This is a genomic window from Streptomyces sp. JK94, assembly GCF_053613315.1.
This window is the reverse complement of sequence record NZ_JBSICH010000040.1, coordinates 1-14058: the sequence shown is the minus strand read 5'-3', so window position 1 is coordinate 14058 and position 14058 is coordinate 1. Positions and strand designations below refer to the sequence as shown.

General features: G+C 73.8%; 13 protein-coding genes. 12 read left to right on the top strand and 1 reads right to left on the bottom strand.

Annotation, left to right across the window (positions count from 1 at the left end; translation table 11 throughout):
- Positions 1–23: 23 nt before the first annotated feature.
- From ACVV2G_RS28900 to ACVV2G_RS28865, 8 genes are all read left to right on the top strand, one after another.
- Complete coding sequence (locus tag ACVV2G_RS28900; protein ID WP_453845726.1) at positions 24–353, top strand: TcmI family type II polyketide cyclase; 330 nt, start codon at positions 24–26, stop codon at positions 351–353.
- Entirely contained in the window at positions 350–1621 is a 1272-nt protein-coding gene (locus ACVV2G_RS28895) for a beta-ketoacyl-[acyl-carrier-protein] synthase family protein (RefSeq protein WP_453845725.1), read from the top strand. Before ACVV2G_RS28900 ends, ACVV2G_RS28895 begins: the two co-directional genes overlap by 4 nt.
- The gene (locus ACVV2G_RS28890) at positions 1618–2829 is read left to right on the top strand and encodes a ketosynthase chain-length factor (RefSeq protein WP_453845724.1); all 1212 of its coding nucleotides are present in this window, start codon (positions 1618–1620) and stop codon (positions 2827–2829) included. Before ACVV2G_RS28895 ends, ACVV2G_RS28890 begins: the two co-directional genes overlap by 4 nt.
- Positions 2830–2896: 67 nt before the next feature.
- Positions 2897–3166: an acyl carrier protein gene (locus tag ACVV2G_RS28885; protein ID WP_453845723.1), complete on the top strand. Its 270-nt coding sequence runs from the start codon at positions 2897–2899 to the stop codon at positions 3164–3166.
- Between the two features lie 12 nt (positions 3167–3178).
- Positions 3179–3967, top strand: coding sequence for an SDR family NAD(P)-dependent oxidoreductase (locus ACVV2G_RS28880; protein WP_453845722.1), 789 nt, complete (start codon positions 3179–3181; stop codon positions 3965–3967).
- A 41-nt stretch (positions 3968–4008) separates the two neighbouring features.
- Positions 4009–4953 (top strand): aromatase/cyclase, encoded by a 945-nt coding sequence (locus tag ACVV2G_RS28875; RefSeq protein ID WP_453845721.1) that lies wholly within the window; start codon positions 4009–4011, stop codon positions 4951–4953.
- A 3-nt stretch (positions 4954–4956) separates the two neighbouring features.
- Positions 4957–6432: an FAD-dependent monooxygenase gene (locus ACVV2G_RS28870; protein WP_453845720.1), complete on the top strand. Its 1476-nt coding sequence runs from the start codon at positions 4957–4959 to the stop codon at positions 6430–6432.
- A gap of 103 nt (positions 6433–6535) precedes the next feature.
- Positions 6536–8059 carry an FAD-dependent monooxygenase gene (locus tag ACVV2G_RS28865; RefSeq protein ID WP_453845718.1) on the top strand — a complete coding sequence of 508 codons (1524 nt, stop codon included), beginning with the start codon at positions 6536–6538 and terminating at the stop codon, positions 8057–8059.
- 431 nt (positions 8060–8490) lie between these two features.
- Here the strand turns inward: ACVV2G_RS28865 and ACVV2G_RS28860 are convergent, their stop codons facing one another.
- Positions 8491–9576, bottom strand: a complete 1086-nt coding sequence (locus ACVV2G_RS28860) for a methyltransferase (RefSeq protein WP_453845717.1) — start codon at positions 9574–9576, stop codon at positions 8491–8493.
- A gap of 242 nt (positions 9577–9818) precedes the next feature.
- Between ACVV2G_RS28860 and ACVV2G_RS28855 the strand changes: the two genes are divergently transcribed.
- The 4 genes from ACVV2G_RS28855 to ACVV2G_RS28840 form a co-directional block, all read left to right on the top strand.
- A complete protein-coding gene (locus ACVV2G_RS28855; protein ID WP_453845716.1) occupies positions 9819–10934 on the top strand; it encodes a ScyD/ScyE family protein in 1116 nt (371 codons plus the stop codon).
- A gap of 208 nt (positions 10935–11142) precedes the next feature.
- Positions 11143–12273 (top strand): inositol-3-phosphate synthase, encoded by a 1131-nt coding sequence (locus tag ACVV2G_RS28850; RefSeq protein ID WP_453845715.1) that lies wholly within the window; start codon positions 11143–11145, stop codon positions 12271–12273.
- Positions 12270–13274: an SCO3242 family prenyltransferase gene (locus ACVV2G_RS28845; protein ID WP_453845714.1), complete on the top strand. Its 1005-nt coding sequence runs from the start codon at positions 12270–12272 to the stop codon at positions 13272–13274. The genes ACVV2G_RS28850 and ACVV2G_RS28845 overlap by 4 nt, the downstream gene beginning before the upstream one ends.
- Positions 13271–14058: sugar phosphate isomerase/epimerase family protein (locus ACVV2G_RS28840; protein ID WP_453845713.1), on the top strand; the 788-nt coding region annotated here is incomplete at its 3' end. The genes ACVV2G_RS28845 and ACVV2G_RS28840, both read left to right, overlap by 4 nt.

Below are 14058 nucleotides of genomic sequence, written 5' to 3'. Positions count from 1 at the left end.
GCAACCGCCGAGGAGCCAACCCTATGCACAGCACGCTGATCGTCGCCCGGATGGCAGCCGCCTCCAGCAACGAGGTGGCCGCGTTGTTCGCCGACTTCGACGCCACCGAGATGCCGCACCGCATGGGCACCCGGCGCCGCCAGCTGTTCTCCTACCGGGGCCTGTACTTCCACCTCCAGGACTTCGACGAGGACAACGGCGGCGAGCTGATCGAGGCGGCCAAGGCCGACCCGCGCTTCGTCGGGATCAGCGAGGACCTCAAACCGTTCATCGAGGCCTACGACCCCCAGACCTGGCGCTCGCCGGCCGACGCCATGGCCACCCGCTTCTACGACTGGGAGGCCTCCCGTTGAGCAGGCGACGCGTCGTGATCACCGGGATCGAGGTGATCGCCCCCGGCGGAGTGGGCCGGGAGAACTTCTGGAACCTGCTGAGCTCCGGCCGCACCGCCACGCGGGGCATCACCTTCTTCGACCCCGCCCCCTTCCGCTCCCGGGTGGCCGCCGAGGCCGACTTCGACCCCTTCGCGCACGGCCTGAGCCCGCAGGAGGTCCGCCGCCTGGACCGGGCCGCGCAGTTCGCCGTCGTCGCCTCGCGCGGCGCGGTCGCCGACAGCGGCCTCGACATCGCCGGCCTCGACCCCCACCGCGTCGGCGTCACCGTCGGCAGCGCCGTCGGCGCCACGATGGGCCTGGACGAGGAGTACCGCGTCGTCAGCGACGGCGGCCGCCTCGACGCCGTCGACCACACCTACGCGGTCCCGCACCTGTACGACTACATGGTGCCCAGCTCCTTCGCCGCCGAAGTCGCCTGGGCGGTGGGCGCCGAAGGCCCCAGCACCGTGGTCTCCACCGGCTGCACCTCCGGCATCGACTCCGTCGGCTACGCCGTCGAACTGGTCCGCGAGGGCTCCGCCGACGTCGTGATCGCCGGCTCCTCCGACGCGCCGATCTCCCCGATCACCATGGCCTGCTTCGACGCGATCAAGGCGACCACCCCGCGCCACGACGAACCCGAGTGCGCCTCCCGGCCCTTCGACAAGACCCGCAACGGCTTCGTCCTCGGCGAGGGAACCGCCTTCTTCGTCCTGGAGGAACTGACGAGCGCCCGCAAGCGCGGCGCCCACATCTACGCCGAGATCGCCGGGTACTCCACCCGCTCCAACGCCTACCACATGACGGGACTGCGCCCCGACGGCGCGGAGATGGCCGAGGCGATCAACCTCGCCCTCGACGAGGCCCGGCTGAACGCGGACGCCATCGACTACGTCAACGCCCACGGCTCGGGCACCAAGCAGAACGACCGGCACGAGACGGCCGCGTTCAAGCGCAGCCTGGGCGACCACGCCTTCCGCACCCCGGTCAGCTCCATCAAGTCCATGGTCGGGCACTCACTGGGCGCCATCGGCTCCATCGAGATCGCCGCCTCGGCCCTCGCCATGGAGTACGACGTCGTCCCGCCCACCGCCAACCTGCACACGGCCGACCCCGAGTGCGACCTCGACTACGTGCCCCTCGTCGCCCGCGACCAGCTGATCGACGCCGTCCTCACCGTCGGCAGCGGATTCGGCGGCTTCCAGAGCGCGATGGTGCTCGCCAGCCCGGAAAGGAGCCTCGTATGACCGCCTCCGCGGTGGTGACCGGCCTGGGCGTCGCCTCGCCCAACGGACTGGGACTGAAGGACTACTGGGCGGCGACCCTCGGCGGCAAGCACGGCATCGGCCGCATCACCCGCTTCGACCCCACCGGCTACCCGGCCCGCCTGGCCGGGCAGATCGACGGCTTCGACGCCGGCCGGCTCCTGCCGAGCCGGCTGCTGCCGCAGACCGACCGGGTCACCCGGCTGGCCCTGGTGGCCACCGACTGGGCCCTCGCCGACGCCGGCGCCGACCCCAAGACCCTGCCCGAGTTCGACATGGGCGTCATCACCGCGTCCGCCGCCGGCGGCTTCGAGTTCGGCCAGGGCGAACTGCAGGCCCTGTGGAGCAAGGGCAGCCAGTACGTCTCCGCCTACCAGTCCTTCGCCTGGTTCTACGCCGTCAACAGCGGCCAGATCTCCATCCGCAACGGCATGAAGGGCCCCGCCGGCGTCGTCGTCAGCGAAGGCGCCGGCGGCCTCGACGCCGTCGCCCAGGCCCGCCGCCAGATCCGCAAGGGCACCTCCCTCATCGTCACCGGCGCCGTCGACGCCTCCCTGTGCCCGTGGGGCTGGGTGGCCCAGCTGGCCGGCGGCAAGCTGTCCACCAGCGACGAACCCGACCACGCCTACCTGCCCTTCGACCGCGACGCACACGGCTACGTCCCCGGCGAGGGCGGCGCGATCCTCATCACCGAGGACGCCGAAGCGGCCCGCCGGCGCGGCGCCCGCCCCTACGGAGAGATCGCCGGCTACGGCGCCACCATCGACCCGGCCCCCGGCAGCCAACGCCCGCCCGGCCTGCGCAAGGCCATCGAGACCGCCCTGGCCGACGCCCACCTGAGCGCGGCCGACATCGACGTCGTCTACGCCGACGGCGCCGGCGACCCGGCCGGCGACCTCGTCGAGGCCGACGCCCTCAGCGCCGTCTTCGGCGACCGGGGCGTCCCGGTGACGGTCCCCAAGACGATGACCGGACGCCTGTACTCCGGCGGCGCACCCCTGGACCTGGCAGCCGCGTTCCTCTCCCTGCGCGACGGCGTCATCCCGCCCACCGTGCACATCGACCCGTGCACCGACTACCCCCTCGACCTGGTCCTGGGCGAACCCCGCCCGGCACAGCTGCGCACCGCCCTGGTCCTGGCCCGCGGCAACGGCGGCTTCAACTCCGCCGTGGCCGTGCGCGCCCTGTGAGGACCGCCGGCCACCGCACCACGACCGACACCGCCGAACCGGACCACGTACGACGAAAGGACCCACCATGGCCAGCAAGCCCTTCACCCTCGACGACCTCAAGCGCACCCTGCGGGACGCCGCGGGCGTCGCCGAGGGCGTGGACCTGGACGGCGACATCCTCGACACCGAGTTCGAGGTGATCGGCTACGAGTCCCTCGCCCTGCTGGAGACCGGCAGCCTCATCGAACGCGAATACGGCATATCCCTCGACGAGGAGGCCGTCGGCGAGGCCAACACACCCCGCACCTTCATCGAGGTCGTCAACGCCCAGCTCGCGCCCGCCCAGGCCGCCTGAAGGAGCACCCCCATGACCGACACCACCACCCAGCGGGTCGCCGTCATCACCGGCGCCACCAGCGGCATCGGCCTGGCCTGCGCCCGGCTGCTCGGCGCAGCGGGCCACCAGGTCTTCATCGGCGCCCGCAGCGCCGACAACGTCACCGCCACCGTCAAGACCCTCCAGAACGAGGGCCTCGACGTCGACGGCGCGGTCGTCGACGTCCGCGACACCGGCTCCGTCAACGGCTGGATCCAGGCCGCCGTCGACCGCTTCGGCACCCTCGACGTCGTCGTCAACAACGCCGGCCGCTCCGGCGGCGGCCCCACCGCCGACCTCGCGGACGACCTGTGGGACGACGTGATCGACACCAACCTCAACAGCGTCTTCCGCGTCACCCGGGCCGCCCTGACCATCGGCGGCCTGCGCACCAAGGACCGCGGCCGGATCATCAACGTCGCCTCCACCGCCGGCAAGCAGGGCGTCGTCCTCGGCGCCCCCTACTCGGCCTCCAAGCACGGCGTCGTCGGCTTCACCAAAGCACTCGGCAACGAACTCGCCCCCACCGGCATCACCGTCAACGCCGTATGCCCCGGATACGTCGAGACCCCGATGGCCCAGCGCGTACGCCAGGGCTACGCCGCCGCCTACGACACCTCCGAGGAAGCCATCCTCGACAAGTTCCAGGCCAAGATCCCCCTCGGCCGCTACTCCACGCCCGAGGAGGTCGCCGGCCTCGTCGGCTACCTCGCCTCGGACACCGCCGCCTCCATCACCTCCCAGGCCCTGAACGTCTGCGGCGGCCTCGGCAACTTCTGAACCCCTCCCGGCACCCCGCCCTTCTACGAGGAGACAGCCTCATGACGACGCGTGAGGTCGAGCACGAGACCACGGTCGACGCACCCGCCGCCGCGGTCTACGCACTGCTCGCAGACGTCACCAACTGGCCGCGCATCTTCCCGCCCACCATCCACGTGGACCGCCTCGAGACGAGCGGCGAGGAGGAACGCATCCGCATCTGGGCCACCGCCAACGGGCAGCCCAAGGACTGGACCTCCCGCCGCACCCTGGACGCCCAAGCCCTCACCATCACCTTCCGCCAGGAGATCCCCGCCGCCCCCGTCAAGCACATGGGCGGCACCTGGATCATCGAACCGCTCGGCGACCACCAGTCCCGGGTACGGCTGCTGCACGACTACAGCGCCCTCGGCGACGACCCGCACGACCTGCTGTGGATCGAACGGGCCGTCGACAAGAACAGCACCTCGGAACTGGCCGCCCTCAAGGTCAACGTGGAGGCCGCACACACCGCCGCCACCGAGGACCTGACGTTCTCCTTCACCGACACCGTGCACGTCACCGGCGCCGCCAAGGACGTCTTCGACTTCATCAACGACGCCCACCTGTGGTCCGAGCGGCTCCCGCACGTCGCCGTGGTCCGCCTCACCGAAGACACCCCGGGCCTGCAGGAACTGGAGATGGACACCCGCGCCAAGGACGGCTCGGTGCACACCACCAAGTCCTACCGCGTCGTCTTCCCGCACCACAAGATCGCCTACAAGCAGGTCACACTGCCCGCGCTGATGACCCTGCACACCGGCGAATGGACCTTCACCGAGGACGACACGGGCACCACCGCCTCCTCCCAGCACACCGTCACCCTCAACACCGCCAACATCGCACGCATCCTCGGCGAACAGGCCACCGTCGCCGACGCCCGCGCCTACGTGCACACCGCCCTGTCCACCAACAGCCGCGCCACCCTCACCCACGCCAAGGCCCACGCCGAGCAGAAAAAGGCCTGAGCCGTGGCAGCGGACCGCCTGAGCACCGACGTCGTCGTCGTCGGGGCCGGACCCGTCGGGCTGATGCTCGCCGGGGAACTGGCCCACGGCGGCGTCGGCGTCGTCCTCGTGGAAAAACGGCGCGCCCCCAACACCGAGTCACGGGCCTCCACCCTGCACGCCCGCACGATGGAGATCCTCGACAGCAGGGCCCTGCTGCCCGAGTTCGGCAAGCCCCCCAACGAACCCCGCGGCCACTTCGGGGGCATCCCCCTGGACCTGACCCTGCCCACCTCCCACCCCGGCCAGTGGAAGGTCCCGCAGACCCGCACCGAGGTGATCCTGGAGGAATGGGCACTGTCCCTGGGCGCCCGCCTCCAGTGCCGGCACGAACTGACCGCCGTCCGCGCGAACGGCGAACGGGTCGAGGCCGAAGCCGTCGGCACCGACGGCACCCCCCTGCACCTGGACTGCCGCTACCTCATCGCCTGCGACGGCGAGGACAGCACCGTACGCCGCCTGACCGGCGCCGACTTCCCCGGCCGCGACGCCACGCGGGAACTGCTGCGCGCCGACGTCGCCGGCATCGACATACCGGGCCGGCGCTTCGAACGCCTGGAGCACGGCCTGGCGATCGCCGCCCGCCGCCCCGACGGGGTCACCCGGGTCATGGCCCACGAATTCGGCTCCACCGCACAGCACCGCCCCCACGGCGACGCCTCCTTCGAGGAGATCACCGCCGTGTGGAAACGCGTCACCGGCGAGGACATCAGCACCGGCACCCCCCTGTGGGTCAACGCCTTCGGCGACGCCTCCCGCCAGCTCACCCACTACCGGCACGGCCGCATCCTGTTCGCGGGCGACGCCGCCCACCAGCAGATGCCCATCGGCGGCCAGGCCCTCAACCTCGGCCTCCAGGACGCCTTCAACCTCGGCTGGAAACTCGCCCTGGTCGTCCGCGGCAAAGCCCCCCACACCCTCCTCGACAGCTACCACACCGAACGCCACCAGGTCGGCCGGCGGGTCCTGGCCAACATCCGCGCCCAGGCACTGATGCTCCTGGGCGGCCCCGAGGTCGGCCCGCTGCGCACCCTGCTGGGCGAACTGATCACCCAGGACGACGCACGCCGCCACCTGGCCGGCATGATCAGCGGCCTGGACGTGCGCTACGACGTCGGCGGCCCCGCCCACCCGCTGCTCGGGGCCCGCCTGCCGTGCACCGAACTGCGGGTACGCGACCGCCTGGTCACCAGCGCACGCCTGGTGCGCTCCGGCGGGGGAGTCCTGCTCGACCTCACCGCCGGGCGCGGCGGCCGGCCCCCCGGCACCGACGGCTGGGCGGACCGCGTCACCGAACTGTCCGCCCAGCCCTCGCCCGGCAGCTCCCTGCAAGGCACCGACCGCGTGCTCGTACGCCCCGACGGCCACGTCGCCTGGGCCGGATCGGGCACCGACGGCCTCACCGAGGCCCTCACCCGCTGGTTCGGACCTCCCCGCTGACCCGCCGTGCCCCTTCCCGGCGGGGCACCGGCGCCGCACCACCAGCCGCCCCCCACCCACCAACGCCGGGCCCGAACCGACCCCACTGCCAGGAAGGACCACCATGGAAGGGACAGCGGCGGACACCGACGTCATCGTCGTCGGAGCCGGCCCCACCGGACTGATGCTCGCGGGCGAACTGCGCCTGGGCGGGGCCCGCGTCGTCGTCATCGAGAAGCTGGCCGCCCCCACCGGGCAGTCCCGCGGCCTGGGCTTCACCGCCCGCGCCATGGAGACGTTCGACGAGCGCGGACTGCTGCCGCGGTTCGGCCAGGGCGACACCCTCGCCACCAGCCCCATGGGGCACTTCGGCGGCGCCCAGTTCGACTTCACCGTCCTCGAGGACGCCCACTTCGGGGCCCGCGGCATCCCGCAGGGCGACACCGAAGCGGTCCTGGAGACCTGGGCGGCCGAACTCGGCGCGGACATCCGGCGCGGCTGGGAGTTCGTCTCCCTCGCCGACGGCCACCTGGACGGCGACACCGTCGAGATCACCGCCCGCACCCCGCAGGGCGAGGAACGCACCCTGCGCGCCGCCCACCTGGTGGGCTGCGACGGCGGCTCCAGCCGGGTACGCAGGGCGGCCGGCTTCGACTTCCCCGGCACCGACGCCACCCAGGGCATGTACCTGGCGGACATCACCGGCGTCGAACTGACCCCGCGCTTCCTCGGCGAACGCCTCGGGCACGGCATGGTGATGGCCGCCCCATTGTCCGAGGGCGTGTGGCGCATCATCGTCTGCCCCGACGGCCGCCCCGCACCCGACCGCGAACGGACCGTCACCTTCCAGGAAGTGGCCGGCGCCTGGCGGGACATCACCGGCGAGGACATCGGCCACGGCGCCGCGAGCTGGGTCAGCTCCTTCACCAACGCCACCCGCCAGGCCTCCCAGTACCGGCGCGGCCGGGTCTTCCTGGCCGGCGACGCGGCCCACATCCACCTCCCGGCCGGCGGCCAGGGCCTGAGCACCGGCGTGCAGGACGCGGCCAACCTCGGCTGGAAACTGGCCTCGGTCATCCGCGGCGACGCCCCCGAGGCCCTGCTGGACACCTACCACGCCGAACGCCACCCCGTGGGCGCCCGCCTGCTGATGAACACCCGCGCCCAGGGCATCGTCTTCCTCGGCGGACCCGAATGCGACCCGCTGCGCGAACTGATGGCCGAACTCGTCCAGTACGACGACGTCAAACGCCACCTGGCGGGCATCGTCAGCCACCTGGACATCCGCTACGACCTCACCACCACCGACGACACCGGCACCGGCGCGGCACACCCCCTGGTGGGCCGCCGGATGCCCCCGCGGCAGCTCGTCGGCGCCCACGGCGAGACCACCACCGCCCGCCTGCTGCACACCGGACACGGCGTGCTGCTCGACCTGGCCGACGACCCCGAGGTACGCCGGGCAGCGGCCGGCCGGCGGGACCGGGTGGACGTGGCCACCGTCGCCGCCAAACCCGCCGACGGCGCGGACGCCCTGGCCGGGGCCACCGCCGTACTGGTCCGCCCGGACGGATACGTCGCCTGGGCGGGCACCTCGGCCCAGGGCCTGGAACCCGCACTGCAACGCTGGTTCGGACCCTCCCGCTGACCTCCCCCTCCCGGTGCCCCCGGCGTGTGTGCGGCACGCCGGGGGCACCCCACGTCCCACCGGACACGGCCACCGGCCACCCATACGCCCCAGACCGCACCCCCCTGAGGCGGACGCCCCCCCTCGGGGCGACGCCATGCCCCCGCCCGGGGCGGCACCACGCCCCCCACCGGCACCGAGCCCCCGAGCCCCCGAAGAGCCCCCGAAGAGCCCCCGAAGAGTCCGGGAGGGCCCGGGAGGACCCTCGGGAGAGCCCCGGGAGGGAGCCACCCCTCCGGCAGCACCATGCCCCGCAGCCGCAGCCGCAGCCGCAGCCGCAGCCGCAGCCGCAGCCGGCCGCGCCGCGCCGCGTACGGGAAGACCCCACCGCGCACGGGAAGGCCCCGCCGCGGTCCCTCAACGCGCGGCGGGGCCTTCCGATCAGGGGAGGATCAGACGGGGACGGCCTCCACGAGGGAGATCGCCGCCGCCGTCTCCACGACGCGCTCCAGACGGAACCCGGCACGCTCCAGGAGACCGGCGTACTGGCCGGGAGTCCGCTCGCGGCCGCCGACCAGGAGCATCAGCCACAGGTCGACCAGCTTCCCGGAGTGCGGCTCGTCGCCCTGCTCCGGGATCACCATCTCGGCGATCAGCAGCCGGCCGCCGGGCTTGATCGCCGCGCGCACGTTGCGCAGGATCTGCAGCGCCTGCTCCTCGGGCCAGTCGTGCACGATGTGCTTGAGGACATAGGCGTCCGCTCCGCCCGGCGGCACCTCGAACAGGTCGCCGGCCACCCGCGTGGTCCGGTCGGCGACGCCCTGCGCGGCGAGGAACTGCGCCGACCCGTTCTCCTCGACCCGCGGGTCGTACAGGACGCCCTTCGTCCCGGGAGACGCGGCCAGGATGCCCGCGAGCAGCCCGCCCTGGCCACCGCAGAAGTCCACCACCGTGCCGAACCGCGAGAAGTCGTACGCCGCGACGATCGGCCCGGTCTCCGACGCGGACATGCTGCCCATGCCCTCGAAGAACACCTGGCCGTACTCGGCGTTCTGCGTCAGGAACTCGAAGGCGTGCATGCCGCGCAGCTTCGGCAGCGCCGGCTCACCGGTGACCACGGTCTCGGGGAAGCCGCTCCAGTCCTCCCAGTGGATCGGGTGCCCCATCAGCAGCGCGATGGGGCGCATCGACATCGGGTGGTCGGCGCGCAGCGCGTCCGCCATCGGCGTCAGCTCGAACGTGCCGTCCGCACGGGTCGCGAACACCCCGTTGCTCGCCAGCAGGCGCAGCACCCGGCCGAGCGCGTCCGCGTCCGCGCCGACCCGCCCGGCCAGTTCCTTCGCGGACAGCGGCCCCTCGGCGAGCGCCTCGGCCACCTTCAGCTCGGCGGCGACGTGCACCGCCCGCGTGACCATCACACCCATGATCATTTCCAGCAGGGCGAACGGCGGCGGCGCGAGTTCCCGGCTCTGCCGCTGCAGATCCGCTCGGGCTTTCTCCGCTTCCCGGACGACGTGCGGGGGCGGCAATTCGGGCATGAGATTCCTCCGTTGCAGGAGTGCATGGTCTGTCCCAACCGCCGGAAGGGACCCGGACTACCACGATAGGTAAAAAGGTCGAAGCATTCTCGAGGCCTGCTCGAACGCCGGTGGTTTATGGGTTCGCAGGGAATTTCCTGCGGAACATTTGACGCGGTAAACCCGGCGACTGCCCTAGGGTGGCGCTGATTTCGCATCCGCTCTCCGGAAATATGGGGGGAGCAATGGAACCGAGGAGAGAAATGCCGAACTCGCGCAGTTCCTGGACGAAGATACTTCTGGCGGCGGGCGCGGCCGGCGCCGTCGCGGTCCCGCTGACCGCCGGCCCCGTCCAGGCCCAGCCCCAGGCCCACCGCCACCACCACACGCACACCCCCACCGAGGCGACCCTGACCGTCGTGGCCTCCCAGCTGAACAACCCGCGCGGCGTCACCGCGCTGCCCGACGGCAGCGTCCTGGTGGCCGAGTCCGGCAGCGGACTGGCCGGCTGCCCGGTCGGCGAGATGTGCGTGGGCGCCACCGGGTCCGTCTACAAGGTGCGGGGCAACTTCAAGGGCCGGGTCGCCACCGGCCTCGCCTCCTCCGCCCAGGGCGTCGCCCCGGGCGCCCCGGTCTCCGCCAACGGCCCCAGCGACGTCGTCACCGACCGCTTCGGCCGCTACGTCGTCGTCAGCGCCCTGGGCGGCACCACCGAGTCGCGCGCGGCCCTCGGTGAGGAGGCCAGGACGCTGGGCACGGTCTTCCGCGCCCGGGACGGCAAGGTCCTGGCCGACCTCACCGACCACGAGACCCGCCTCAACCCCGACGGCGGCGACGTCCACGCCAACCCGTGGCGGCTCGTCCGCAGCGGCAGCGGCTACCTCACCACCGACGCGGGCGCCAACACCGTCGTCCGCTCCACCGGCGACGGCACCACCACCACCCAGTACCTGCTGCCCAAGAACGACCTGCCGGCCGGCGCCGTCGAGACCGTGCCCACCGGCATCACCAAGGCCGCGGACGGCACCGTGTACGTGGCCGACATGAGCGGCGGGCGCGTCGGCGCCTCCCGCGTCTGGAAGATCGCCCCGGGCGAGCAGCCCGAGGTCCTCGCCACCGGACTGACCAACCTGGTCGACCTGGCCCTGGACCGGCACGGCGACCTGCTCGCCCTGTCCTACAGCGCCGCCGCGCTGGCCGGCCCGCCGCAGCCGGGCACCCTGTCCGAGGTCGACACCGACACCGGCGCGGTCTCCGTGATCCCGACCGGGGACCGGCTCAAGCAGCCCACCGGTCTCGCGGTCGACCGGTGCGGCAAGGTCTACGTCACCAACAACACCCTCGGCACCAACGGCGAACTGGTCCGTGTGACCTACTGACGCCGCCGCGCGCCCCGCGCACGCCGCAGGCCAGGCCCCGCCGGTCCCCGCGACCGGCGGGGCCCTCGTGCGCCCGGCCGGCGGATGGGAAACCGCTCGGCGGCCGCTCGACAACCGGCGGAGGACGCCCCCCGCCCCCCGCCCGGCTCGGCATCCTGGCCGGGCATCCGCTCACCACACCCACGTTCGACACCCAGGGAGGCTGCCCGTGACCCAACATGCCACCACCTCAGCCGCCGGCGCCCCCACCGGCGTGTGGCTGGTCGGGGCCCGCGGTTCGGTCGCCACGACGGCCGTGTCGGGCTGCGCGGCGCTCGCCGCCGGACTGCTGCCGCCCACCGGCCTGGTCACCGAGACCCCCGCCTTCGCGGACAGCGGCCTGCCGGCCCTGGCCTCGCTGGTGTTCGCCGGCCACGACACCGCCGGCACCCCACTGCCCAAACGCGCCGAGGAACTGGCCGCCCAGGGCGTGCTGCCGCACTGGCTGCCCGCCGCCGTCCAGGGCGAACTGACCGCCGCCGACGAACGCATCCGCACCGGCGGCCCGCTCCCCGGCGACACCCGCACCCCCGAGGAACTGATCGCCGACTTCGCCACCGACCTCAGGGACTTCGCCCGGCACACCGGCGTCGCCCGCACGGTCGTCGTCAACGTCGCCTCCACCGAACCCGAACCGGCCCGCGGCACGTGGCCGGCCAGCTCCCTGTACGCGGCGGCGGCCCTGCGGGCGGGCTGCGCGTACGCCGACTTCACACCCTCCACGGGACTGCGCCACCCGCAACTGCAGGGAGCGGCCCGGGCGTCGGGCCTGCCGTACGCGGGCCGCGACGGCAAGACCGGGCAGACCCTGCTGCGGGCCGTGCTGGGCCCGATGTTCGCCCAGCGGGCCCTGGCGGTGCGGGCCTGGTCGGGCACGAACCTGCTGGGCGGCGGCGACGGTGCAGCCCTGGCCGACCCCGCGGCGGCCGCCGCCAAGAACGCGGGCAAGGAACGCGTGCTGGCCGACACCCTCGGCGCCGCGCCCCAGGGCGAGGTCCACATCGACGACGTGCCCGCCCTCGGCGAATGGAAGACCGCCTGGGACCACGTGGCCTTCGACGGATTCCTCGGCACCCGCATGGTCCTGCAGACCATCTGGCAGGGCTGCGACTCGGCGCTCGCCGCCCCGCTCGTCCTCGACCTGGCCCGGCTGCTGGCCCGCGCCCACGAGAGGGGCCTGTCCGGTCCCCGGCCCGAACTCGGCTTCTACTTCAAGGACCCCGACGGCGACGAGTCGGCCCTCACGGAGCAGTACACGCGGCTGCTCGCCTTCGCCGCACGGCTGGGGGAGTCCCGGTGAGCGCCCACCCGCCCGCCGCCCGCGACCGCACCCGCCGCCCGCCCGCCCCGACGACACACCCGCCCGCCCCGGCCGTCCACCGCCCCGCACCCGCCCCCGCGCCCGGTGGCCGGCTGCGCGCATGGGCCGAACTGCTGCGCGCCCCGGCCGCGTTCACCGTGCCCGGCGACGTCCTCGCCGGCGCCGCCGCCACCGGCCGGCGGCCCACCCGGAACACCGCCCTCGCCGTCGGCGCCTCCCTGTGCCTGTACGAGGCGGGCATGGCCCTCAACGACTGGGCGGACCGGGAGGAGGACGCCGTCGCCCGCCCGCACCGGCCACTGCCCTCCGGCCGCCTGCGGCCCGGCGCCGCCCTCGCCGCCGCGGGCACGCTGTCCGCGGCGGGCCTCGCCCTCGCCGCCTGCGCGGGCCCGCGCACCCTCGCGGTCGCCGCCCCGCTGACCGTCACCGTCTGGGCGTACGACCTGGGCCTCAAGCACACCCCCGCGGGCCCCGCGGCGATGGCCGCCACCCGCTTCCTGGACCTGCTGCTGGGCGCCGCCGCCACCACCGGCACCCCACGCGCCGCACTCACCCCGGCCACGGTCCTCGCCGGCCACACCCTGGCCGTCACCCTGGTCTCCCGCCGCGAAGCCGAAGGAGGCTCCCGCGCCGCCCCCCTCGCCGCCCTGGCCGGCGCGGGCGCCCTCACCGCCACCCTCGCCGGCCGCCGCCCCACCGGCGCGCTCCTCGGCCGCCCCCACACGCCCTGGACCCCCACCGACGCCGTACGCACCGTCCTGGCCGCCTCCTACGCCGCCGCCTTCGCCCGCCCCCTGGCCCACGCCGTGCTCAACCCCTCCCCGCACCTCACCCAGCAGGCCGTCACCGCGGGCATCCGCGCCACGATCACCGTCCAGGGCGCACTGACGGCCCGGGCCGGCGCACCCGTCACCGGCGCGCTGACCACCGCGCTCGCCCCCCTGGCCGCACGCCTGGCACGGAAGGTGAGCACCACATGAACCGGCTGCGCCCGGGTTATGGCACCAACGGGCTGACCGACCTGCGCCTGGACGACGCCCTCGCCCTGCTCGCCGACCTCGGCTACGACGGCGTCGGCCTGACCCTCGACCACATGCACCTCGACCCGCTCGCCCCCGACCTGGCCGCCCGTACCCGCCGGGTCGCCCGCCGCCTCGACGCCCTCGGCCTGGGCGTCACGGTGGAGACCGGCGCCCGCTACGTGCTCGACCCGCGCCGCAAACACGGCCCCTCCCTGCTGGACGAGGACCCGGACGCCCGCTGGGCACGCATCCGCCTGCTGATCCGCGCCGTCCGCGTCGCCGCCGACCTCGGCGCCCACGCCGTGCACTGCTTCAGCGGCCCCACCCCGGCGGGCACCGACGAGGAGACCGCCTGGAAACGCCTCGCCGACGCCCTGGGCCCGGTGCTGGACGCGGCCGAGGACACCGGCGTGCCCCTCGCGGTGGAACCCGAACCGGGTCATCTGCTGTCCACCCTCGCCGGCTTCCACCGCCTGCGCACCGACCTCGGCGACCCCGCCCCGCTGGGCCTGACCCTGGACATCGGCCACTGCCAGTGCCTGGAGCCCGCGTCCCCCGCCGACTGCGTGCGCGACGCCGCCCCCTGGCTGCGGCACGTCCAGATCGAGGACATGCGCCGCGGCGTCCACAAGCATCTCCCCTTCGGCGACGGCGAGATCGACTTCCCGCCCGTCCTCGACGCCCTGACGGCCAGCGGCTACCAGGGCCTGACCGTCGTCGAACTGCCCCGCCACTCCCACGC